We start from the raw sequence: 22,351 nt of genomic DNA, 5'->3' as shown, positions 1-22,351 counted from the left end.
GAGGACAGGACGATGTCGCAGATCGGTGCCACCGTGCTCGGGTATCCCCGGATCGGGCCGCGCCGGGAGCTCAAGCGGGCCGTGGAGGCGTATTGGGCGGACCAGATCAGCGCGGACGAACTGACCACCACCGCGGCCGAGCTACGTGCTTCCACCTGGCAGGAACTTGCCCGCCGTGGCCTCGACTCCGTGCCCGGCAACACATTCTCCTACTACGACCACGTTCTGGACACGGCCACGCTGTTCGGTGCCGTACCGGAAAGGTTCCAGGACACCGGACTGTCCGAATTGGACAGGTACTTCGCGATGGCCAGGGGACGGCCCGACCTCGCGCCGCTCGAGCTGACCAAATGGTTCGACACCAACTACCACTACCTGGTGCCCGAACTCGCGCCGGACACCAGGTTCACGCTGGCCGGACGCAAGCCGGTGGACGAGTTCGAGGAGGCGATGCGGCTCGGCGTGCGGACCCGGCCGGTCCTGCTGGGGCCGTTGACCTTTCTGCTGCTGGCCAAGCCCGCGCCTGGTTCACCGGACGGGTTCACCCCCTTGAAGCTGGCTGATTCGTTGGCCGAGTGCTACATCGAGTTGCTCGAACAACTCCACGAGGCGGGCGCGGACTGGGTGCAGTTGGATGAGCCAGCTTTCGCCGCTGACCGTTCCGCAGCCGAACTCTGCGCGTTGCGGGATGTGTACGCCCGCGTCACCGCCGCGACCAATCGGCCGAAACTACTGGTGGCAGGGTACTTCGGCGATCCAGGACCGGCCTTGCCGATCCTGGCGGAGTCGGGTGCCGAGGCGGTCTCGATCGACTTGGTGTCCGCCCCGGAACTCGCGTTCGAGCTCTCCGAAATGCCTGGTCTACGCACCAAGACCGTTGTCGCGGGCGTGGTCGACGGACGCAACGTGTGGCGTACCGACGTCGACCAGGCATTGTCCCGTTGTGCGGCAATGGCCGGCTCGGTCGGGGAGCTCGCTGTGTCGACGTCCTGCTCCCTGTTGCACGTGCCCTACGACGTGGACGCCGAAACGGGTCTTGACCAAGATGTTCGAGCGCGGCTTGCCTTTGCCCGGCAGAAGGTCGACGAGGTCGTCGAGCTCAATCGTGCGCTGCAGTCGGGAGCATCGGCCAACCACAAGCATCAGACCACCTCAGCTCGGCGAGCCAGTGAACCGATCGACGAGCAGAAACGCCGTCGCGCCCCTTATTCGGAGCGGGAACACGCGCAACGCGCGCGGCTGGGGTTGCCCTCGTTGGCCACGACGACCATCGGATCGTTCCCCCAGACGCCTGACGTCCGGCGGGCCCGGGCCGACCTGCGTGCCGGCCGGTTGTCCGAGTCGGAGTACCGCAGGCGGATGCGGGCCGAGATCGGCCGGGTGATCCGGCTGCAGGAGCGGCTTGGCCTGGACGTCCTGGTGCACGGCGAGCCTGAGCGCAACGACATGGTGCAGTACTTCGCCGAACACCTCGACGGGTTCGCGACCACCGAACACGGCTGGGTGCAGTCCTACGGATCGCGGTGTGTCCGCCCGCCGATTCTGCACGGGGATGTCTCCCGCCAGGCGCCGATCACGGTCGAGTGGAGTTCGTACGCCCAGTCGCTGACCGGCAAACCGGTCAAGGGCATGCTCACCGGGCCGGTGACCATCCTGGCCTGGTCGTTCGTCCGCGTGGACCAGCCACTGGCCCAGACCGCCGACCAGGTTGCCCTGGCCCTGCGCGACGAGGTGGCGGACCTGGAGCAGGCCGGGATCTGGATCGTGCAGATGGACGAGCCGGCTCTGCGGGAGCTGTTGCCGTTGCGCGCCAAGGATCGCAAGGAGTACCTGAGCTGGGCGGTCGGGGCCTTCCGGCTGGCGACCGCCGCAGCCGCGCCAGGCACCCAGATCCACACCCATCTCTGCTACTCGGAGTTCGGCGACGTCATCGATGCCATCGACGGGCTCGACGCGGACGTCACCACGATCGAGGCGGCCCGGTCGCACATGCAGGTGATCGACGACTTGCGCGCCGCGGAATTCGGCCGTGGAGTGGGGCCTGGCGTGTACGACATCCATTCCTCGCGCGTGCCGTCGGAGGACGAGATCGCCAAACGACTCATCGCCGCGCTGCACGTGGTGCCGCCCGAGCGACTGTGGGTCAACCCGGACTGCGGCCTGAAAACCAGGGCCTACGCCGAGGTGGAACCCGCTTTGCGCAACCTGGTCCGCGCGGCTGCCCGGGCGCGAGGCGGTCAGCTCGCATGAGCGTGTACCGGCCGTCTCCCGACGCAGCCGATCATCGCCTTGCCCACGAGCTCGCGGCCGCCGCCGGGACACTGCTGCTCGACCTGCGTGCCGATCCCCCGGCTGACCTCGGCGAAGCCGGGGATCGACGCGCCAACCGGCTGCTGATGGACCGGTTGGCCGACAGCAGGCCCAGCGACGCGATCCTGTCCGAGGAGTCGCGTGACGACCCTGCCCGGCTGCGCCACGACCGGGTGTGGATCATCGATCCGCTCGACGGCACCAGGGAGTTCGCTGAGCCGGGACGCACGGACTGGGCTGTGCACGTCGCCCTGTGGGCAGATGGCGCCCTGATCGCGGGTGCGGTGGCGTTGCCCGCGTCCGACCAGGTGTTCTCCACCTGGCAGCCACTCGTTGTCGGGCACGACCCGAATCCGCGAGTGCTGGTGGTGAGCCGGACCCGCCCGCCGTCGTTCGCACCGGCGCTGGCACGCCGGTGGAACGCGATCCTGCGGCCCATGGGTTCCGCCGGTGCCAAGACCGCGGCGGTGCTGACCGGGCAGGCCAGTGCCTACGTGCACGCCGGAGGCCAGTTCGAGTGGGACTCAGCGGCTCCGGTGGCCGTCGCGCTGGCCTGCGGACTGGATGTGCGCAGACTCGATGGCAGTGCACCGCGGTACAACCAGGCCAACCCGGCATTGCCCGACATCGTGATCTGCCGCCCGGACAGCGGGCTCTGGCCCGCGCTGTCAGGGCTTGCGGCCGACGGCTCCCACGATGAGCCGTTGCATCGGTGACAGCTCACGCAACCGGGGGCCGTCCGGCCACCAGTCCGCCAGTGTCACCAGACCCGGGTTCACCAGGTCCAGACCAGTCAGCATGGCCTTGATCTGCTCCTGGGTACGAAACCAGCCGGGGAACCCGGCGTCGCTGTAGACCTGCCGGATACCCGCGGCGAGATCGGCCAGCTCGTGGTCTGGACCAGGATCGAGCAAATGGGACAGGGCGACATACGACCCGGACGGCACCCCGTCGATGTAGGACGCGACGATCCCGGCCGGATCCCGTTTGTCGGGAACGTGGTTGATGATGCCGACCAGGAACAACGCGACCGGCAGGTCGAAGTCGATGTACTTCGTGACGGTCGCGTTCTCCAGGACCTGGCGCGGCTGCCGGAAGTCCACGTCGGCCATGTGCGTCTGGTCGTTGTCGGCCAGCAACGCCCGGCCGTGGGCCAGCACAGCCGGGTCGACCGAGGCATAGACGACTGTGGCCTCGTGGTTGTTGCGCCGGGCCACCTCGTGGGGGTGCTCGGTGGTGGGCAACGGCAGGGTCGTGCCGAGCTCAAGGAACTGGCTGATGCCGATGTCCGCGGCCAGGAAGCGGACCACACGGACGGTGAACTCGCGGTTGTCCCACGACGCCCGGCCGAAGTCCGGGTCGAGCGCGAGCAGCCGGTCGCGGATGTCGCGGTCGGCCTGGAAGTTCTCCTTGCCGCCGAGCATGGCGTCGTAGACGCGGGTGATACTCGGCCGCGTCGTGTCCACACGGCGAGCGTCATCACCCCGAGACGTCATCCCCGATGTCCCCGATCCCGATCTGGTTGCGTTGTCCAACCTTGTTCACCGTGCACACTACCGGGTTGACACAGGACGACGGCGCACATACATGGGTTACGCCACAATGGCGGGGTGTTCGACACTGGGGCTGAAGTTCGCGACCGCCTGAAACAACACTGGTGGCGCATGGCATTGATCGTGGTGACACTGCTGATGGCAGCGTTCACCTGGTACGAACCGGTTGTCGCGGTCTTCGCCGCGATACCCATGCTGATCTGGTGCTGGGGCCTGGCCCAGTCGGACCGGGCCGGACTGGTCATCGGCCTGATCCTGCTGGTGCTGACAGCGTGGATCCTGATGCCACGTGTGCTGGGCCTGTCCGGACAGTGGGTGCCGTCGGTCTTCGAGGTGTGCCTGTTCCTGCCGATCCTCAGCGCGATCATCTGCGCGGACAACAGACGGCCCCAGCGGGCCCGCAGCCGGATGCCCGCGGTCTGGTTCTCCGCGTTCGCTGTCGCAGGCATTCTCACGGCGCTCTACACCGTGGTGTTCTACATGGAAGGCGACACCGGCAACGAAGGCGTCTGGCCAGGCCCGTCCGGACTCCAGGTCGTCGAAGGCGAACTGCAATGCGGCTCCGGCGGCTGTACCCGCCAGTTCGTGGCCACCGGGGACCGCGCCCCGGAACGAACCCGCGCCTACCTCGACTCACACGGCTTCACCGCCCAGCAACCCGACGGTGGCTGGGAATGCCGCGTCACCGGCCTTCTGTTGACCTACAAGGCATGCGCGGTCCTCAAGGAGGTGTCGCCGACGAGTGCCCGGGTGAGCTGGTCCATCATCTGACGCAGGAGCCGGATCACGCCGGGCTTCGCGGCGTGATCAGTCCTGTCTCGTAGGCGATCACGACGGCCTGGGCACGGCTGGTGAGGCCGAGTTTGGTCATGGTGCGGTTGAGGTGCGTCTTGATCGTCGCCTCGCTGACGGTGAGGTCGCCGGCGATCTCGTTGTTGGTGCGGCCGGTCCCCACCAGCCGCAGGATCTCCCGTTCCCGTGGCGTCAAATGGCTCAGGCTGGGGGTTTCCGGCGTCCGGACCCGGCGTGGCCGCCGCACATAGGCCTCGACGAGGCGATTGGTCACCGACGGCGCGAAAAGCATGTCCCCGGCCGCGATGGTGTGCACCGCGGAGATCACTCGCTTCGGTTCGGTTTCCTTCAGCAGGAAGCCCGAGGCCCCGACGCTCAGTGCGGCGTAGACGTACTCGTCGAGGTCGAACGTGGTCAGCACGATGACACGCGGTTTGGGGTCCGGCGCCTCGGCGAGGATACGTTCGGTGGCCGTGATGCCGTCCATGACAGGCATCCTGATGTCCATCAGGATCACGTCGGGCCGGGTCTCGGCAGCAAGCGCCATGGCTTCGTGGCCGTCGGCGGCCTCACCGACCACATCCAGGCCGGGTGCGGCACGCAGCAGCGCGGCGAGACCGGCGCGGATCAAGATCTCGTCATCGACGACCAGGACTGTGGCCGGGCGTGATTCCCTCATCACAGACACTTATATCGCTGGTGGCGCACCCGTGCCTTCGTCATCCGGGCCAATCGGCAGCGTGAGTTCGACCACGAACCCGCCGTCACCGCGCCAGCCTGCGGAAAGGGTTCCCTGATAAAGCGCTGCCCGCTCGCGCATGTTGATCAGACCGTTGCCGCCGACCGGACCTGGCTCCGACGGTGTGCCATACGCGTTGGCGACTCGCACGGTCAGCTGGTCGGCCTCGAGACGCACCAGAACGTTCGTGGCGGCCAGACCGGCGTGCTTCATGACATTGGTGAGTGCTTCCTGGACGACCCGATAGGCACACGCCTGCAGCCCTGAAGGCAGTTGCTCGATGTCCGGCCCCGCCATGACGAGGGTTACCGGCAAGCCTGCCGTACGCATCCGGCCGACCAGTTCAGGCAGGTGTGCCAGGCTCAATGCCGTATCGCCTGGCTCGTCTTCGGTCCGCAGCAACTTCAACAGCCGACGCATGTCCCGCAGTGCTTCCCGGCTGGTGGCCGCGATGGTGTCCACGGCGGCACGCGCTGTCGGCGGGTCGTCGTCGAAGACATAGCCCGCCAACCCGGTCTGCACAGCGATCACCGACATGTGATGAGCGACGACATCGTGCAGTTCCCGGGCGATACGCACTCGCTCGTCGGTCACCGCGCGCTCGGTCCGTGCTTCCTGCTCGATCCTCAGCTGCTCAGTCAGCACGGCCAGTTGCTGGTTGCGCAGTCCCAACTGGCGGCCGACGTTGCCCATCGACCACGCGATCACCGGAATCATCACCGCCTCGGCAACCGCGACATACCAAGGAAGTTGTGTCCGCTTGGCAGCGAAGAGCAAGACCGGCACGAGTGCCGTGGTACACCACGCGGTGATCTTGGGCGGCCGCAACGACGCGACCGTGTAGAGGAGCAGGATCGGTCCCCAGAAGTTCAATCCGAGCTGGTCGTAGCCGAGCGCGAGATAGGTGAACAGCATGCCGGTGCTCACCGCCAGGGCGATCACCGGCACGCGTCGCCGCGCCGCGAGCGGCAGGAAGATCAACGCGGTGAGCACGTAGGGCACCGGGTCGGATCCCCAACTGCGGGGCGAGTATTGCATGCCGACCAGCCAGGCGATCACAATGGTCGCGACGGCGACCACGATGTCCATGCCCGGGATGATCGTCTTCCCGCCACCGCGCATCAGCACAGCATAGAGGCCGCTCAACAACCGTACTGGGCTATGAGGTCGTGTTGCCCGCGGTCCGCAGACGCTGGTCTCCGGCGGGGATCGAACATGGTGCGCCACCGGCGTTCATGAGTCCGGGCGGTTGCAGGGTCCACGCCTCACTCGAGTTGTCGCCGTCGTAGTCCGAAAGCAGCCGGTTGTTGGCGAACCTGTTGTGGTAGGAGGCGCATTGCCGTTCCAGTCCGGGGTTTGTCTGGACGCAGGCAGCGTCGCAGAACTCGTCGCGGTAGAACCCGGCACGCCCGGTCCGGGTGAACGTGTTGCTCTCCACGGTGTTGAAGTTGCTGCGGTCACGGATCTTCACCGGATCGCCGTTGATGTAGGAGAACCTGTTCGCGTTCATGGTGTTGCTGGAGCTGAAATGGGTGACGTACAGGCCGTGGATGTGGCCGCCGTAATTGCCGTGGTTCTCGATGTTGACGAAATGGTTGTTGTTGATCCTGTTGCCCGAGGAGTTCGTCAGCACGATCGCGCCCCAGCCATAGCAATCCGCTCCGCAGGGCGCCCATTTGCTGCCCAGGTGCGTGAATACCATGCCGAAGAACGTGTTTCCGTTGAGGCCCTTGCTGCCGGGCTTACGCATCGGCGGCGAGTACGTCTCGTCGGCGATGTCACGCTCCGAGTCGCCGTACATCGACACCGCGCCCGCCGAGTAGTACTCGACCTGCAGGTAGTAGAAACGCAGACCGCTGTCTCCCCCGTCGTACATGGGATCGGCCTGGTCTCTGGGCAGCCTGGGTTGCAGCCAGAACCCACTCGGCTTGTCCGCCAGGTTGCGGAACACCGGCCGGCCCGCGATCCCGGCCTCGCCTTCGCCGTACTCGTAGTCGACGGGCATGAACGAGATGGTGTGCCCGGGAACGTAGAACCGCCAGTCGTGCATCGGCGGCGCGACATAGGTTCCCTGTTTGATCCGTACCTCCACATCGGTCGTGGGTTTCGAGCTCCGCAGTACTTCCTGGACCCGCACCAGGCTTTTCACAGCGGTCGCCGGGGTCAGGCCGTCCGCGCTGTCCGAGCCGGTGACCGACATGTGCACGGTGAAGACGTCTGCCGCGTTGGCAGTCGCGGTACTGAGGCTCGTGGCGACCAGGACACCGATCGCCAATGCCAAGCCGAGACGCATGATTCTCCTTACGGTTCGGGGCGAAGATAGAACAACTGGTTCGACTTTGTGGCGTCCGCGCAGGCCCACTGGATCAACGGGGCGCCATTACCCTGGCTTGCACCAGTGAGGTCCAGGCATTTCTCGCTGTGCACCGGCCGCGCCCGGACCGCGACGTCCACACCGCCACCCTCGACGTAGTCGAAACGGAACTGCTGGTTCGCCTGTGGGATACCGGAACCTGCGACCAGCCCTCCCGCCACCACCAAGGCGATCGCGCCACCTGCCCACCTGTGTGATCTTCGAGCCATGCAACGCCCTCCAGAAACCTGCGGTTCATTGCGGGCACAGTCGCCCGTCGGGATCGTGGATCGCATACCGGCGGCCGGTCAAAGGTTTCCGCCACTGTGGAAACGCTTTCGCTCATCTGCTGTGCTACGAAAAGCTTCCAGCCATCAGCGCAAGGCCGAGTGAGGTGACCGTGTGCAGCATCGACTGGCCGTTCTGGCGGCTGGTGACGAGACCGGCCGCACGAAGCATGGACGCCTGTTGACTCGCGGTCGACAGGGTCGTGTCCGTACGCCGGGCTACTTCACTTGTCGTGCAAGGGCTTTCACCGATGGCTTCGAGCACTTTGGCGCGGGTACGACCAAGCAGAGAAGCAAGCGATCCCCGGGAGCCGTCGACGGCGGACCAGCCCGGTCGATGCTGGATCGGATACACCAGAACCGGTTCGAAGTCACCATCGAGGAAAGTCGTCGGCAGCCCTTGACAGAAGAAGGACGGCACCAGCTGAAGACCCCGGCCACCCAGATGCAGTTCATGCTCGACCGGGTATCCCATTTCCAGCACGGGATAGTGCCATCGCGCGGTCGGGTGCAGCGCTTGGACAAGGCGCTCGAATCCGCCGTCGGCCATCAGTTTCGCCTGCGTGGCGCGCTCCTGGTTGATCCGCCCACTGATGCGATCCCAGTACGGTGCAAGGCAGGACGCGAAATACCGGTCCACCGCATCGGCAAGCTGGACGACGGATTCCTTTCTGCCGTCGGCAAGTGAAGTCGTCCACGACGGCAACTGCCGCCCACCGGCCAGAATGGCCAAATCCTTGCGAAGCCGTCGTTTCGGCGTACTGCGTATCGCCTCGAGGCCGTCGGCAAGCGAGAGCTGGTTGGTCATCGGGGTAAGGAAGTCGACCGCGTAACCGGACTGTGGCACAAGATCAGTCAGCAGCCGGGTGGTCACCGGCGTCTTGGTGACCACCGATCTTCGCCACTCCTCGTGGACCGGCGCCCCCTTGCGCTGACGCAACCGGTACAGGCTGAGCAGTATCTCCCACATCGGTTGCGCAGCACTGATTCTCGTCCTGGTCAGGTCCTCGGGTGTGAAATAGATGCGCAGCACGGATCCCCCTCCGCCCAGATCCCCAGTTCCGGCGGCCGACGCTAGAACACCACGACTGCCCGGCGGCAGGGTCAAAGAGAGAAATACCGCCAAAGTTTAGGCGCGTACCGCCACAGTTTGACGACGAACGGTGCAGGCTCTCACAACAGTGGCAGCCACACTTCGTCGACGATCTCGTGGATCGACTCGCCCGGCGCAGAACCATGGACCAACCGAGTCCGCCACGTAACCGCAACCGCGGACTCCGCCCCAGCGCCCGCACTACTCATCCGCCCCGACGGCTACATCGCCTGGGCAGGCAAAGACCCCGACACCCTAAAAGCAGCCCTCACCCGCTGGTTCACCCCAAACTAACCCGTCGACCCAAGATAACCAAAACAAAACCCAAGAACCGAAAAAATCCCTTCCCTTCCCACAACGCTAACGCGCTGGAACGTAACCAACAGCGCTAACGTGCCCAGCAATGACCCCTTCAAAACCACAACCGCAATACTGCTTTGCCCGGAAACAGGCAGCAAGTACCATCAAGAACACCCGATAGAGTGACGTCATTGCCGGGTTGTTCCGGTAGTGTGAACATATGGGCGAGAATACGCTGTTTGCCCTCCGGGACACCACCCCGCCGGCAAACATCCCTATTCATCAGATGAACGCCAACCAAGTCCTCGACAGCCTGATCGACGTGGACAAGGCCCGGGCTTTCTGCGACGCACGCAAAGCCCGGCTCCTGGCCCGGTTCGCCGAATTGCGTGCACCCGGGCGTGCTGGAACCGACCTCGCCGACGGCGCTCCTGAGGAAGTGGCCCTCGAGCTGGCGATGAACCCGCACACCGCGGCCATCCACATCTCCCAAGCCCGCGATCTCGTCACCCGGCTACCCGCGACCACCGACGCACTGGAAGCGGGCGAGATCGACTACGTCCGCGCCAAAGCGATGAACGATCTCACCTCCGTACTGACCGAGGAGCAGGCCCGGCGGGTGGAGTCGAAGGTTCTCGCCTTCGGCAAACGCGCCAACCCGAGCCGGTTCCGGCACAGTGTGCGCTACCACGTGATCGCCGTGGATCCGTCGGCCGCGGAACGTCTGCGCCGCACCGCGAAAGCCGACCGTGATGTGACCGGCCGGGATCTGCCCGACGGTATGGGCCAGCTGGCCATCACCCTCGAACCGCATGAAGCCCAGGCCGCCTACGACCAGATCAACATGTTGGCCAACAAAGTCAAAACCCCCGACAAAACCCTGGCCCAATGCCGCGCGGATGTTTTTCTCGACTTGGTGCTGGGCAAGAACAACGAGCGGCTGCGGGTGAACCTCAACGTCACCGTGCCGATGTCGACGTTGTTGGGGTTGACCCGACTTCCGGGTGAGATCAGCGGTTATGGGCCGATCACGGCCGAGTATGCCAGCGAGCTTGCGCAGGATGCGATGTGGCGGCGGGTGATCACCGACGAGCACGGCCAGGTGTTGGAGGTGAGCCGACGCCGGTACGCCTCAGCCGCCTTGGCACGCCATGTCCGGTTGAGGGACCGAACCTGTCGGCAACCCGGCTGCGGCAGAACAGCGGATCGCTCGGAGATCGACCACACCGTGCGGTACGCCGATGGCGGTGTGACCTCTGTGGACAACACCAACGCCTTGTGCCGTAAACACAACCTCATGCGCGAGCGTAGTGATTGGGACATGACCCAGCCGTTGCCGGGCACGCTGGTGTTCCGCACACCCGCCCACCGCGTCCACACCACCACACCTGAGCCCTACGAACCCGCACCCTTCTAACCATCACCCCAGTAAAACGGTGGCCGGGTACTTGTCGATGCTTGCTGCCTGTTCCCGGTCAACGCGGTGTTCCGGTTGTGTTTCGAAGGGGGTCATCGCTGGGCACGTCAGCGCCGTTGGTTACGTTGGAGTTCAGCTTCCAGCCGAACGCTGCGGAACCAGCGCTGGTTGCCTTGTGTTGGTTACGTTCCAGCACTTAGCGCCGTGGGACAGGAAGGGATCTATTTTGGATTCCCTTGGTTGCTTGTCAGCGGAGTTGGGTGAGCAGCCATTGGGTTACGTTGGTGAGCAGTGCGGCGTCGACTGGTTCGCTGAGTAGGCGGCGGTACGACCGCATGGATGCTGGACCGGGGTCGCGGCGCAGTACGTGGGTCAGGTCTGGGATTCGGCGGACTTCTGCCTTGGCCAGGTTGGCTATCACTTCCAGATCGGCTGGGTCTACCTGGATGTCCTTTTCACCGGTGATTGCCAGGGCTGGAGTGTTGATGCGGGCCAGGTCCGGGCGTGGGTCGTAGGCCAGTTGCTCGCGCCACCACTGGGCGTTGATCCGCATGCCGGCGACTCGGGTTGTGTCGGCTGCTTTCAAGCGGGTCAACTGCCGGGCCGCGAAACGACGCAGTAGAGGGCGAACCATGCGCGGCAGGCTGTCCGCCAGTTGAGCGAGCTGCCATTGCACGGCCTCTTCTCCAGGCCTTGCGTAGCCGGCTAGCAGCACGACGGCTGATATGTCGGTGTGCGCGGCCAACCACGCTGCATGTACCGCGCCTTCGCTGTGTCCGAGTACGCCGACCGCGTGCGGACGGATCTCGGGGTGTGCGCGCATGGCACGCAGGGCTGCGGCTGCGTCGGCTCGGTTGTCCAGGAATCCGACCTCGCGCCAGTCGCCCTGGGTGGCGCCGACGCCGCGACGGTCGTAGCGCAGTGACGCGATTCCGTGCTGGGCAAGCGTTGTGGCCAGTGGGCGGCCTAGGTTCATGCGCAGACGTCCTGCGTTGGAGTCACGGTCGATTCGTCCAGAGCCGGGCAGGCACAACACCGCAGGGTGTGGTCCTGGTCCCGCTGGCAGGGTGAGGGTGCCCGCGAGGGCGAGCCCGTCGTCGGCTTGGGCAGTCATCTCGATCTCGTGCAGAACGCTCACGCTGGTCTCCGTCATGCCGCCTCCATCGTTATCAACTTTGATAAAGGTATCAGAGGTTGGAATAATGTGTCCATGGCGACCTTGGACTTGCTGCTACACCCCGTCCGCCTGCGGATCCTTCGCACGCTCCTGGACGGGCACCCCGCCACGACCACGCAACTGCGCGAACGGCTGCCCGACATCCCGCCCGCGACCATGTATCGCCATGTCGCGGCCCTGGCCACCGCCGGAGTGCTGGAAGTGCTGGACGAGAAGCGAATCCGGGGCGCAGTCGAACGTACCTACCGAGTGCGCTGGGACCGGACCGAACTCGACCCGGCCGCCATGACCACCGACGACCACCGACGGGCCTTCACCGCCTTCGTCGGCGGCCTCCTCGCCGACTTCGACGGCTACCTGGCCAGAGACACGCCCAACCCCACGGCCGACGGCGTGACCTACCAACAAGCCGCGCTCTGGCTGACCGACGCCGAGATGGCTGAACTACTGGCCGAAGTACGCGCGGCCGTCACCGCCCGGATAGGTCGCGCTTCCAGCCCTGACCGCACCCGCCGCATGATCAGCCTCGTCGCCATGCCGGCCGACGAATGACTCAACGGAACAAGGCAGTAAGAAGGTCTTCGCCGATGCGGCGGACTGGTTCGAGGTTGAGTTGGTAGTACGCGCGTCGGCCGACGTGGTCCACAGTGACCAGACCGGCGTCGCGCAGGCGGGCGAGATGGCGGGACACCTGCGGGACAGTCATGCCGCTGCGGCGCGCGAGTTCGGTCGGAGTGAGGGGTTCACGGGCGATGGCGCGGGCTATGCGCTGGCGTTGGGGGTCGCGCAGGACTTCCAGCCGTAGATGCACTGTGGAGTGTCCGGGTTGCTCGCTTCCCTCTGGCAGCAAGGGGAACTGGATGACGGCGGGGAAGCCTTGCTCGTGTTTGACCAGCAGGTGGGGACGGCCGAAGACCGATGGTGTGATCAGGCAACGGGTGGTGGCGACGGGGACGATGCCGTGGTGGAACTTGTCGAACACCACTCTGGGTGGGTCGGGCAGGTAGGCCGCTGAGGCATCCAGGCCTGTCAGGGCTTGGGCCGGGCCGTCGGCCGACAGTGCACGGCGCAGGGCCGGCAGGCGCGATTTGATCAGTCTGCGCGCCTTGGCCAGGTCTGAGGCGAGTGCGTCGGCGGCCGAATTCAGCAGTTCGATCAAGTCGGTGCGCAGGGCCGTCGGTGATGTGAGCAGCCGGTCGGCCAGTTCGGCGCGGGTTGTGGAGCGTAGTTCGGCGGTCGCGCGCAGGCCTTTCTGCTGGGCGGGGTCGGTCAGCACCAGGTCGAGGGGTTCACCGGTGTTGCCGCCACGGATCGCGTAGCCGGTGAGTTCGGCGAACCGGGCCTGCGGAAGCGCCTCGATGTCGGCGAGTTCCTGGGTCAATGTGCGATCGCCCGCCGCATGCAGCGGCACGAGGTAGCGAGCGCGATAGGACGCCCATAGCGGGGACCAGGCGCGGATACGCCGTCGCAGTTCCGAGTCGAGTGATTCGTCGAGGCCACGGGCCCAGCGCCACGCTCCCGGATGGTGTTCCGGTTCGGTGTAAGCGTGCAATGCCGCGGTCAGTTCCGCCAACGGCGACTCGCCGACGGCAAATGACGCCGAGGTGGCTCCGGCAAGCAGCAGCACCACGCTCACCAGCGCACCTCCCGGACATTTACCGCGATCGCGGTAATGATAGGCGTCCGGATTCAAATCGCTCCTAGGGTTTGCGAACGCTTCTTCCGCGAATCGGTAACCATTCCCCCGGAGTTTCCATGTCCTTGCGAATTCCTCCCGAACTGCTCGCCATCCTCGGTGGACTCCGGCCGGTGCTGGACGAGGTGAGCCTTGACCTGCACGCCCGGCCGGAGACCCGGTTCGAGGAGCACCACGCGGCGGCACGGCTGACCGCTGAGCTCACCGGTGCCGGTTTCGAGGTCGACAAGGGTGTGGCCGGTTTGCCGACCGCGTTCGTGGCGACCCATCGGGGTGTCACAGATGGGCCGACCATCGCAGTGTTGCTCGAATACGACGCCCTGCCCGGCGTAGGCCACGGCTGCGGGCACAACCTCATTGCGGCCGGCGGCCTGGTCGCGGCGATCGCAGTCGCGAGGACAGGTCATCCGGGCACGCTCGCGGTGATCGGCACGCCGGGTGAGGAAGGCGGCGGCGGCAAGATCCTGATGCTGGACCAGGGCGTGTTCGACGGCGTCGACGCCGCGGTGATGTTCCACCCCGCGGACCGCAGCCTCCGCGCCCGGCACTCGCTGGCTTCTGCCCACCTGCGCGTCACGTTCCACGGCAAAGCGGCACACGCGGCCAAAGCGCCATGGGAAGGCCGGTCAGCGGCCGCCGGTACACAGGTGTTCTTCGCGGCGATCGACGCGATGCGGCAGTTCATCCAGCCTGCGGCAAGGATTCACGGGATCGTGGCGCACGGCGGGGATGCGCCGAACGTGGTGCCCGAACGCGCCGAGGTCGACCTCTACGTCCGAGACCAGACCGCCGCCGCGCTGGAAACCCTGATAGGCCGGGTCCACGCCGCGGCGGAGGGTGCCGCGACCGCGACTGAGACCACTGTGGACATCTCCGAAACAGCGCCACGATACGCGGAACGGCACAACAACATGGTCATGGCCGACCGGATCGCGGACTACACAGCCTCACTCGGCCTGGAGCTCGAACCACCTTCCCCTTCGAACGCCGCGGGCTCGTCGGATATCGGCAACGTATCGGCCCGGCTGCCAATCATCCACCCATACGTGCAGATCTGCCCGCGCGACACACCCGGCCACTCCGAACGGATGCGTGACGCCGCTGCCACAACCGAAGCGCGCGACGCCACCCAGAACATGGCGACCGGTCTCGCGGCACTCGTGCTCGACCTGCTCGGCGACCCGGGCCTGTTGGCCGCCGCGCACGCCGAATTCACCCAAGGCGCGTGACATGGAGAATCTCGTCAACACGTTCCTGAACTGGGACCTGATCTGGGGCACGTTTCCCCGGCTGTTGCGGGAAGGACTGCTGAACACGCTGGCGATCGCGGCGGGCGCGATCGTCCTGGGCACGGTCATCGCCCTGCTCGCTGCGATGCTGTTGTTGTCACAGCGATGGTGGGTCCGGCTGCCGGCCCGGATCTACGTGGACGTCTTCCGCGGGCTGCCGGTGATCATCACCGTGATGGCCGTCGGGGTGGGCCTGCCCGCCGCCGGGGTCCGGCCGTTCGGCACCAGCCCGTTCGGCTACGCGATCCTCGCCATCGGCATCATCTCCGGCGCCTACACCGCCGAGATCTTCCGGTCCGGCATCCAGAGCGTCGACGCCGGGCAGATGCACGCCGCCCAGGCACTGGGCATGAGCTACCTGCGAGCGATGCGCCTGATCGTTGTCCCGCAAGGTATCCGGCGTGTACTGCCCGCGATGACCGGCCAGTTCGTCAAGGACATCAAGGAAAGCTCGCTGGTGTACCTGCTCGGGCTCGCCGTGGGCCAGCGCGAACTGTTCTTCATCGCCCAGGAGGAGGTCGCCCGGACCTACAACTCGTCACCGCTGATCGCCGCAGGCCTGTGCTACCTGATGCTCACGATCCCGTTGACCCACTTCGTCAACCACCTCGACCGACGCCTACGGGGAGCACGATGACCGCGTTACTACGTGTCGAACGACTGTCCAAAAGCTACGGTACGCTCGAGGTGCTCCGGGAGGTGAGCGTCGAACTGCGGCGAGGCGAGACGCTGTGCGTCATCGGCCCGTCCGGGTCCGGCAAGTCCACTTTGCTGCGATGCCTGAACCTGTTGGAGAGCCCCGATTCCGGTGACGTGTGGCTCGGCGGCACCAAACTGACCGATCCCCGCGCCGACCTCGACGCGGCCCGTGCCCGGATCGGTATGGTGTTCCAGCACTTCAACCTGTTCCCGCACATGACCGTGGAACGCAACATCTCGATCGCCCTCACCACGGTCAAAGGCATGAACCGCGAGCAGGCGCACGGAATCGCGTTGCGCAAACTCGAGGAAGTCGGTCTCGCGGACTTCGCCGGTCAACGCCCGACCCGGCTGTCCGGCGGGCAGCAGCAACGCGTCGCGATCGCCCGGTCGCTGGCAATGGAACCGGAGGTGATGCTGTTCGACGAGGCCACCTCCGCACTCGACCCCGAACTTGTCAAAGACGTGCTCGCGGTGATGAAGGACCTCGCCGCCGGGGGCATGACGATGGCGGTCGTCACCCACGAGATGGGCTTCGCGCGGGAGGCGGCCGACCGGGTCGCGTTCATGTGCGACGGAGTCCTCGCCGAGATCGGCACCCCGAACCACATGTTCGACCAGCCCGGTCACCCCAGGCTGCGCCAGTTCCTCTCGCAAGTTCTCTGATACCTGGAGCCCTCCGTGCGTATTCTCCTGGCCATCACCGCCCTCACCCTCACCGCATGCGGAACCGCGCAACCCATTGCGTCCTCCGGCTACTCATTGGTCCAGTCCGGTGTACTGACCGCGGGCACGCAGTCCGAACAGCCGCCGTTCGCCATGGCCGACAAGGCAGGCAATCCCACCGGCTTCGCCGTCGACCTGATGAACGAGGCCGCCGGCCGGATCGGTCTCAAGGTCCAGTACAAAACCACCAACCTGCAAGGCATTCTGGCCGGCCTGTCCGCCGGGCAGTACGACGTCGGAGTCGCGGGCGTGGGCGTGACCGAGGAGCGGCGCAAGAACGTCGACTTCACCCGGCCCTACTACTGGGGCTACACCGCCGTCGTCACGCTCAAGGAGTCGCCCGGGCAGAAACTGGCGGACTTCACCGGCAAGCGGGTCGGCGTGGTCAGCGGCGCCGTGCAGGAGAAGTTCGTGGACGAGCGGATGGCCGGCACCGAGAAGGTCAAGTTCAAAGACCAGACAGCCATGATCGGCCAGCTGTTGTCCAAAGGCGTGGACGCCATCGTGCTCGGCGGGGCCGACGCCGAGGAGTACGTCGCCCGGCAACCAGTGCGGATCGCCGCACAGCAGGACAGCACCCAGGGCAGCGCGTTTCCTCTGCGTAAGGGCGGCGACCCCAAGCTGCACGCTGCCCTGGACAACCAGATCGACGCGATGATCGACGACGGCACATACGTGCGGCTATACCGGAAGTACTTCAAGGCGCCGATCGCGGCCGACCTGCTCAAGGAACGCCCTCGGCTGGCCGACAAGATCCGCGGCACCGACCTCGCCCCGACCGGCCGCTGACGGAAAGGTCCTTTGTAGAGTTACCTCGCCTTCATGCCGGTATTGTCCGGATAAGCGGGGATTCTCAGGGGAAAGTCCGGATGACAACTCCGTGGCGGCTTCTACTATGGAGATTGTGTTCCGTCGGATGCTTCTGGTCTTTCTCGGCGTGGCCGCTGTGGTCCTTGTACCGTGGACGGCCTACCTCGCCCGCACACTGCCCGACCATTTCAGTACTGGGCAGTGGCGGGTGGCGTGGGTCGGCTTCGATGCGGTGCTTGTGTGTTGCTTCGGACTGGCGGCCTGGCTTGGTTATCGCCGTCGGCGTGCGGCAGTCGCATTGCTGGTCGCGACTGCCGCGTTGCTGTGCTGTGACGCGTGGTTCGACGTCGTGCTCGACTGGACCTCGTCGGATCGATGGACCAGCATCGTCCTTGCCGCCGGCATCGAGGTGCCGATCGCCGTGCTCCTGGTGTTGCGGGCCCGCGCGATGGTGGTCGGCGGCATGCGACGGCGGACTCTCACCATCGATGACATCGAGCTCCAGCAGAACCCGGAGTGTGTGGCCGTGATGAGCGTCCTCAGCGCAGCACCGGCGACGGTCGAACACCTGGCCACCACCCTGGAACGCCCGGCCACCACTGTCCACTCAGTACTCCATCAGCTGGCCCGGACCGGGCACGTCCGCCGGGTCCGAGGTGGACGGTGGTCGCTCGTTCCGCAGGATCTGAGAGAGCCCGAGGTCGACGGCCTCGACCAGGCGGACCGGACTGTCGTCACGACCTACCTCGACGCGAAGTACGACACCGAACTGCGCCTGCTCACCTGGGCCGCGGGCCACCGGCAGGAGTTCGGGGCCTGGGGCAAGGCACACCGCTCCCGGCTGCACCTGACCGAATCCGAGCTCGCCGCCTTCGACGCCGAGTACGCCGAACTCCTCGCCCGGTACTGCCTGCTGCGCCGGCATCCCACTGCGGACACCCGCGAGGTAGCCGTCCGCTGGTACGCCTTTCCATCACCGGACCCGGCACCTGAAGCCGTGAACTCTATTCGCGCGAGTGACGGATAGCGCGTGAGAGTGATCATCGGCCGGCAGCGACCTGGGGCGTTGCCGCATGGGTTCTGGAGGGTGGATGGCCCGGAGATGGGCTTGGTTAAGCGTAATCGCAGCGGTGGTGACCTCGGGTTTGGTCGCGCCAGGTGTCGGGGCTGTCGCGGCATCGGGTGCTGAACCCGCGGGGCCGACAGTGACCTTGCTCACTGGGGACAAGGTCACCTTGGGCGGTATGTACGGGGTGAACGTGCAGGCAGGCAAGGGGCGTAAGCACGTCAACTTCTTCTCACGGACCGACGTGCGCGGTGACACGCACGTGGTGCCTGATGACGCGGCAGCCCTGCTGTCCCAAGGAAAGCTCGATCCGCGGCTGTTCAACGTCAGCGAGCTGGTACGAGCCAGCTACCACGACAAGTCACGGGATCGGCTGCCATTGATAGTGGACTACGCCGGTGCGGCCCCGCGCATGGCGGGTGTGCAGGTCGGCCGGGAGCTGCCTGCGCTGAATGCCGCTGCGGTGTCGATTGAGCGGACACCCGAATTCTGGGCCACCGCGCGGAATGCCCGGCATATCTGGCTTGACGGACCAGTCCGCGCGAGTCTCGACCAGTCGGTACCACAGATCGGTGCCCCCGAGGCGTGGGCGTCCGGGCACACGGGCGCGGGCACGACCGTCGCCGTGCTGGACACCGGAATCGACACAACGCATCCGGACCTGTCCGACGCGGTCACGGCCGAGCAGAACTTCACCGGCAGCGACACCTCGGACGACCGGACCGGGCACGGCACGCACGTCGCTTCGACCATCACCGGCAACAGCGCGAAGTACCGGGGTGTCGCGCCGGATGCGAAGCTGCTCAACGCCAAGGTACTCGACGACTTCGGCGGCGGCCTGGAATCGTGGATCATCGCCGGGATGCAGTGGGCCGCGAGCCGCGCCGACGTGGTCAACATGAGCCTCGGCAACACGTTCCCGAGTGACGGCGCCGACCCGTTGTCGCAGGCGGTCAACCGCCTCACGGCCGAGACCGGTGCGCTGTTCGTGACGGCCGCGGGCAACTCCGGCGGTCTGATCGGCAGTCCCGGTGCCGCCGACGCCGCGCTGACTGTCGGCTCCGTCGACAAGAAGGACGACCTTGCCGCCTCCTCCAGCCGGGGCCGTAAGGACGGCGCGATCAAGCCGGACATCACCGCGCCGGGCGTGGACATCGTCGCGGCCAAGGCGAAGAACGGCCAGATCGGTGACCCGGCCGGTGATGGTTACGTGTCGCTGTCCGGAACCTCCATGGCCGCGCCGCATGTCTCCGGTGCCGCGGCCGTTCTCGCCGGTCAGCACCCGGACTGGAGCGCCGATCGGCTCAAGGCCGCGTTGATGGGCAGTGCGAAGCCCAACGCCGCGTTGAGCGTGTTCGAACAGGGCGCGGGCCGGGTGGACGTCGCGAAGGCCGTCACATCGACGGTTTCCGCGTCGGTGGGCAGCTTCAGCCTCGGCACGGTGCAGTGGCCACACCACGATGACCAGCCGATCAAGAAGCCCATCACCTACACCAACACCGGTAGCGCGCCGGTGACGCTCGGTTTCACCACTGCCGTCATCGGGCCGAACGGATCCCCTGCACCGCAAGGGATGTTCACGGTCGAGCCCGCGCAGCTGACCGTGCCCGCCGGTGGACAGGCCACCGCGACGGCGATCACCAATACCAAAGTAGATGGTACCGACGGTGCCTACAGTGGATCGATCATCGCCGCCGGTGATGGTCAGTCGGTGCGCACGCCGATGACGGTGAACCGCGAGATCGAGAGCTACGACGTGACTGTGAAGGCCATCGACCACAACGGTACGCCGACCGGGATGTACTGGTCCAATATCACGGATTTCAACAACCGCGTGCAGTACCAGCCGTACGACCCGTCCGGCATCGTGACGGTGCGGGTGCCGAAGGGCGAGTTCGTCGTGACGGGCTCGGTTCAGACAGAGATCGCCCAGTTCCAGTACCGGAACACCGAGTTCGTCGAGCCGGCCGTCATGGTCACCGGCGACACCGAACTCAAGCTCGACGCACGGCTGGGCAAGCAGGTCGGCTTCACAGTGGACAGGCCGAACGCCAAGGTCGGCTCCGCCCGGTTCCAGTACACGGTCAGGACAGCCTGGGGTGGATTCGGCGTCACAGCCGACATCCGGAACTACGACAGCTACATGTTCAAACCGTCCACCATCTCGAAGAAGGACAGACTCACCTTCGTCGCGGAAGCCCGTATGGGCGAGTGGAACGGCGCTTCGTTCGACGGCAGCCCGTACATCTACCACGTGCGGCACACGGAGAACGGCGCGGTACCACAGCACCTCCAGTGGCACTTCCGTAACTCCGAGCTCGCGAAGGTGCGATCCGAGCACGCGGCAGCCACACTGGGCAAGGTCGGCTACCGGGAGAACTTCCTCACCCTGCCACTGCCCAGCACGCTGACCGAGTACTACACGCCGAACGAACCATGGGAGTCCTTCTTCCGGGAAGGCAACGACCCGGCGAACGGGGAGGAAACCGCGCGGATCCAGCAGCGGCCGAGAAGCTTGCCGCTGGGCCGTACGACCACGGAACGCTGGAACACCGGCGTGTTCGGGCCCGCGCTGCCGAACACGAACGGACGGTTGCATCTCGCTTCCCGGACCGGTGACCGGATCAACCTGTTCCTGTCGCTGTTTGCGGACCAGGGTGCGAGCAGGCTTGGTTACGCCGAGGCCGAAGGAACCACGGCACTCCTGCGGGATGGCAAGCTCGTCGGCGAGTCTCCGATGCCGGGCAACGGAAAGTTCGACGTCGCGCCGGAACGCGCTCAGTACACGATGCGTACGTCTGCCGACCGGTCCACTCGCACCAGATTGTCCACAAAGGTCAGTGCCGAGTGGACGTTCACCTCGGAGCACGTCTCCGGCCAGGAAACCGACCTGCCGTTGCTGGCCGTGCGGTTCGCACCTGACCTCGACGACCGCAACGCCGCACCAGCCGGGAAACGCTTCACATTCCCAGTATTGGTGCAGCGCAACGGAAGCGACGTCACCGGCAGGGTGTCGACACCGGTCGTCGAGGTGTCCTACGACGACGGTACGACCTGGCAGGCGGCAACCGTCAAACGTGATCACGATCAGTGGAAGACCACGGCCGACCACCCGGCCGGCGCACAGTTCGTGTCCCTGCGATCGAGCGTCACCGACCCGGACGGGAACGCGCAGCGCCAGACGATCATCAGGGCGTACGCACTGAAGTGACAGCACCGGAAGTGGCGGCGACCGGGGACACCCGCCGCCACTTCCCGTTTGTGCGCCAGGCCGGGCGGTCCAGGGTCACCAGGGCGATGGCGATCACGCACCACAGTGCGCCGGTAAGCCAGTCCATCCGAGCGGCGTCCGCGCCGGTGAAGCCGAGCGCGGCGTAGCTGATCGTGCCCTGGGCGACGTGGAAGACCAGTGCCATCAGGCCGCTGCCGCCCGTGCGGTTGAACAGCCAGGCGTAGACCAGGGTGATCGCGAAGGTCACCGGAATACCGAACAACGCCAGCCTGCCCGCCGCGACCAGTGGCAAGTGCCACAACGCGACGATCACCCCGAGAGTGGCGGCGGCGCGCAGCGGGGACCATTTCTGTTGCAGACGCGGCAAAGCGTAGGCTCGCCAGCCTGGTTCCTCCCCGAGTGGCCCGTCGAGCGGGTTGACGAACCGGAACGCGAAGAGCAGTCCGATGTCGCCCCATGCCATGGTGCCGAAGTCTGGAGCGGGGGCGTTGAAGATCGTCACGTTCGCCGCTGTTGCGACGGCAAGCACCGCGAGCGGCGTGGCGATCGCCACCACCCACCAGCGCCATCCGACGCGCCAATGGGTCATCCGGGCGAGTAGTTCGCGGTAACCGGCGCGGCCGTCGGTGACGCCCACGACGATGAGCGCTGCGATCACGGGCCCGACGGCGAAGAAGGACGTCGGGGACAGTCCGGCGGCGTAGAACGGCCACGGCCACCAGGACAGGGCGAAAGTGAGAACGAAGAACGCGGTGAGGCGGTGCCTGCGGGACCACTCGGCGATCGCGGACATCAGTTCCTCCTGAGGTCGA

The 22,351-nt window shown here is 66.1% G+C and carries 21 protein-coding genes; 12 read left to right on the top strand and 9 right to left on the bottom strand.

Translation table 11 applies throughout. The features are described from left to right. Nucleotides 1–12 precede the first annotated feature (12 nt). Nucleotides 13–2,250 carry a 5-methyltetrahydropteroyltriglutamate--homocysteine S-methyltransferase gene (metE, locus tag JOF56_RS26700; RefSeq protein ID WP_209642249.1) on the top strand — a complete coding sequence of 746 codons (2,238 nt, stop codon included), beginning with the start codon at nt 13–15 and terminating at the stop codon, nt 2,248–2,250. Next, a complete protein-coding gene (locus JOF56_RS26695; RefSeq protein WP_209642248.1) occupies nt 2,247–3,026 on the top strand; it encodes a 3'(2'),5'-bisphosphate nucleotidase CysQ in 780 nt (259 codons plus the stop codon). Before metE ends, JOF56_RS26695 begins: the two co-directional genes overlap by 4 nt. Here JOF56_RS26695 and JOF56_RS26690 read toward each other — a convergent pair. Then, nucleotides 2,979–3,776 (bottom strand): SAM-dependent methyltransferase, encoded by a 798-nt coding sequence (locus JOF56_RS26690; RefSeq protein ID WP_209642247.1) that lies wholly within the window; start codon nt 3,774–3,776, stop codon nt 2,979–2,981. The genes JOF56_RS26695 and JOF56_RS26690 overlap by 48 nt on opposite strands. A gap of 198 nt (nt 3,777–3,974) precedes the next feature. Here JOF56_RS26690 and JOF56_RS26685 point away from each other — a divergent pair, with 198 nt between their 5' ends. Continuing rightward, the gene (locus JOF56_RS26685; RefSeq protein WP_209642246.1) at nt 3,975–4,634 is read left to right on the top strand and encodes a hypothetical protein; all 660 of its coding nucleotides are present in this window, start codon (nt 3,975–3,977) and stop codon (nt 4,632–4,634) included. Nucleotides 4,635–4,647: 13 nt separating this feature from the next. Here the strand turns inward: JOF56_RS26685 and JOF56_RS26680 are convergent, their stop codons facing one another. The 5 genes from JOF56_RS26680 to JOF56_RS26660 all read right to left on the bottom strand — a co-directional run bounded on the left by JOF56_RS26680 (nt 4,648) and on the right by JOF56_RS26660 (nt 9,067). Continuing rightward, nucleotides 4,648–5,334, bottom strand: coding sequence for a response regulator (locus JOF56_RS26680; protein ID WP_209642245.1), 687 nt, complete (start codon nt 5,332–5,334; stop codon nt 4,648–4,650). Nucleotides 5,335–5,343: 9 nt separating this feature from the next. Next, on the bottom strand, nt 5,344–6,516 hold the full coding sequence (locus JOF56_RS26675; RefSeq protein ID WP_209642244.1) for a sensor histidine kinase: 1,173 nt from the start codon (nt 6,514–6,516) through the stop codon (nt 5,344–5,346). A gap of 37 nt (nt 6,517–6,553) precedes the next feature. Beyond that, nucleotides 6,554–7,687 (bottom strand): right-handed parallel beta-helix repeat-containing protein, encoded by a 1,134-nt coding sequence (locus JOF56_RS26670; protein ID WP_209642243.1) that lies wholly within the window; start codon nt 7,685–7,687, stop codon nt 6,554–6,556. A gap of 8 nt (nt 7,688–7,695) precedes the next feature. Continuing rightward, the gene (locus JOF56_RS26665; RefSeq protein WP_209642242.1) at nt 7,696–7,977 is read right to left on the bottom strand and encodes an RICIN domain-containing protein; all 282 of its coding nucleotides are present in this window, start codon (nt 7,975–7,977) and stop codon (nt 7,696–7,698) included. Between the two features lie 124 nt (nt 7,978–8,101). Then, nucleotides 8,102–9,067 (bottom strand): ArsR/SmtB family transcription factor, encoded by a 966-nt coding sequence (locus JOF56_RS26660; RefSeq protein WP_209642241.1) that lies wholly within the window; start codon nt 9,065–9,067, stop codon nt 8,102–8,104. A 117-nt stretch (nt 9,068–9,184) separates the two neighbouring features. On the opposite strand from JOF56_RS26660, the gene JOF56_RS60785 reads away from it, so the two are divergent. Together JOF56_RS60785 and JOF56_RS26655 are read left to right on the top strand one after the other, a co-directional pair. Next, on the top strand, nt 9,185–9,421 hold the full coding sequence (locus tag JOF56_RS60785; RefSeq protein ID WP_372448188.1) for an aromatic-ring hydroxylase C-terminal domain-containing protein: 237 nt from the start codon (nt 9,185–9,187) through the stop codon (nt 9,419–9,421). Nucleotides 9,422–9,713: 292 nt separating this feature from the next. Beyond that, on the top strand, nt 9,714–10,844 hold the full coding sequence (locus tag JOF56_RS26655) for an HNH endonuclease signature motif containing protein (protein WP_209642240.1): 1,131 nt from the start codon (nt 9,714–9,716) through the stop codon (nt 10,842–10,844). A gap of 247 nt (nt 10,845–11,091) precedes the next feature. On the opposite strand, the gene JOF56_RS26650 is transcribed toward JOF56_RS26655, so the two are convergent. Continuing rightward, complete coding sequence (locus JOF56_RS26650; RefSeq protein WP_245378412.1) at nt 11,092–11,997, bottom strand: alpha/beta hydrolase family protein; 906 nt, start codon at nt 11,995–11,997, stop codon at nt 11,092–11,094. Nucleotides 11,998–12,054: 57 nt separating this feature from the next. Between JOF56_RS26650 and JOF56_RS26645 the strand changes: the two genes are divergently transcribed. Then, on the top strand, nt 12,055–12,573 hold the full coding sequence (locus JOF56_RS26645; protein WP_209642239.1) for a helix-turn-helix domain-containing protein: 519 nt from the start codon (nt 12,055–12,057) through the stop codon (nt 12,571–12,573). 1 nt (nt 12,574) lies between these two features. Here JOF56_RS26645 and JOF56_RS26640 read toward each other — a convergent pair whose 3' ends face one another. Further along, nucleotides 12,575–13,657, bottom strand: coding sequence for an ArsR/SmtB family transcription factor (locus tag JOF56_RS26640; protein WP_209642238.1), 1,083 nt, complete (start codon nt 13,655–13,657; stop codon nt 12,575–12,577). 119 nt (nt 13,658–13,776) lie between these two features. Between JOF56_RS26640 and JOF56_RS26635 the strand changes: the two genes are divergently transcribed. The 6 genes from JOF56_RS26635 to JOF56_RS26610 all read left to right on the top strand — a co-directional run bounded on the left by JOF56_RS26635 (nt 13,777) and on the right by JOF56_RS26610 (nt 21,518). Then, nucleotides 13,777–14,946: an amidohydrolase gene (locus JOF56_RS26635; RefSeq protein ID WP_209642237.1), complete on the top strand. Its 1,170-nt coding sequence runs from the start codon at nt 13,777–13,779 to the stop codon at nt 14,944–14,946. Between the two features lies 1 nt (nt 14,947). Further along, nucleotides 14,948–15,643, top strand: coding sequence for an amino acid ABC transporter permease (locus tag JOF56_RS26630; protein WP_209642236.1), 696 nt, complete (start codon nt 14,948–14,950; stop codon nt 15,641–15,643). Continuing rightward, on the top strand, nt 15,640–16,371 hold the full coding sequence (locus JOF56_RS26625; RefSeq protein ID WP_209642235.1) for an amino acid ABC transporter ATP-binding protein: 732 nt from the start codon (nt 15,640–15,642) through the stop codon (nt 16,369–16,371). Before JOF56_RS26630 ends, JOF56_RS26625 begins: the two co-directional genes overlap by 4 nt. A gap of 15 nt (nt 16,372–16,386) precedes the next feature. Then, a complete protein-coding gene (locus JOF56_RS26620; RefSeq protein WP_209642234.1) occupies nt 16,387–17,220 on the top strand; it encodes a substrate-binding periplasmic protein in 834 nt (277 codons plus the stop codon). Between the two features lie 106 nt (nt 17,221–17,326). After that, entirely contained in the window at nt 17,327–18,268 is a 942-nt protein-coding gene (locus tag JOF56_RS26615) for a helix-turn-helix domain-containing protein (RefSeq protein WP_245380089.1), read from the top strand. Between the two features lie 178 nt (nt 18,269–18,446). Beyond that, nucleotides 18,447–21,518, top strand: a complete 3,072-nt coding sequence (locus JOF56_RS26610) for a S8 family peptidase (protein ID WP_209642233.1) — start codon at nt 18,447–18,449, stop codon at nt 21,516–21,518. On the opposite strand, the gene JOF56_RS26605 is transcribed toward JOF56_RS26610, so the two are convergent. Further along, nucleotides 21,496–22,332, bottom strand: coding sequence for a CPBP family intramembrane glutamic endopeptidase (locus JOF56_RS26605; RefSeq protein ID WP_209642232.1), 837 nt, complete (start codon nt 22,330–22,332; stop codon nt 21,496–21,498). The genes JOF56_RS26610 and JOF56_RS26605 overlap by 23 nt on opposite strands. Nucleotides 22,333–22,351 lie beyond the last annotated feature (19 nt).

Origin of the sequence: Kibdelosporangium banguiense (assembly GCF_017876405.1) — a bacterium.
Taxonomy (GTDB): Bacteria; Actinomycetota; Actinomycetes; order Mycobacteriales; family Pseudonocardiaceae; genus Kibdelosporangium; species Kibdelosporangium banguiense.
The sequence above is the reverse complement of the archived record's forward strand: the minus strand, read 5'-3'. Positions and strand labels throughout refer to the sequence as shown.

Coding starts and splice junctions, on each gene's coding strand:
- JOF56_RS26605 (WP_209642232.1), bottom strand. CDS start 22,332: ATGTCCGCGATCGCCGAGTGGTCCCGCAGGCACCGCCTCACCGCGTTC.
- JOF56_RS26630 (WP_209642236.1), top strand. CDS start 14,948: ATGGAGAATCTCGTCAACACGTTCCTGAACTGGGACCTGATCTGGGGC.
- JOF56_RS26670 (WP_209642243.1), bottom strand. CDS start 7,687: ATGCGTCTCGGCTTGGCATTGGCGATCGGTGTCCTGGTCGCCACGAGC.
- JOF56_RS26645 (WP_209642239.1), top strand. CDS start 12,055: ATGGCGACCTTGGACTTGCTGCTACACCCCGTCCGCCTGCGGATCCTT.
- JOF56_RS26665 (WP_209642242.1), bottom strand. CDS start 7,977: ATGGCTCGAAGATCACACAGGTGGGCAGGTGGCGCGATCGCCTTGGTG.
- JOF56_RS26650 (WP_245378412.1), bottom strand. CDS start 11,997: ATGACGGAGACCAGCGTGAGCGTTCTGCACGAGATCGAGATGACTGCC.
- JOF56_RS26695 (WP_209642248.1), top strand. CDS start 2,247: ATGAGCGTGTACCGGCCGTCTCCCGACGCAGCCGATCATCGCCTTGCC.
- JOF56_RS26625 (WP_209642235.1), top strand. CDS start 15,640: ATGACCGCGTTACTACGTGTCGAACGACTGTCCAAAAGCTACGGTACG.
- metE (WP_209642249.1), top strand. CDS start 13: ATGTCGCAGATCGGTGCCACCGTGCTCGGGTATCCCCGGATCGGGCCG.
- JOF56_RS26655 (WP_209642240.1), top strand. CDS start 9,714: ATGAACGCCAACCAAGTCCTCGACAGCCTGATCGACGTGGACAAGGCC.
- JOF56_RS26635 (WP_209642237.1), top strand. CDS start 13,777: ATGTCCTTGCGAATTCCTCCCGAACTGCTCGCCATCCTCGGTGGACTC.
- JOF56_RS26680 (WP_209642245.1), bottom strand. CDS start 5,334: ATGAGGGAATCACGCCCGGCCACAGTCCTGGTCGTCGATGACGAGATC.
- JOF56_RS26675 (WP_209642244.1), bottom strand. CDS start 6,516: ATGCGCGGTGGCGGGAAGACGATCATCCCGGGCATGGACATCGTGGTC.
- JOF56_RS26685 (WP_209642246.1), top strand. CDS start 3,975: ATGGCATTGATCGTGGTGACACTGCTGATGGCAGCGTTCACCTGGTAC.
- JOF56_RS26615 (WP_245380089.1), top strand. CDS start 17,327: ATGGAGATTGTGTTCCGTCGGATGCTTCTGGTCTTTCTCGGCGTGGCC.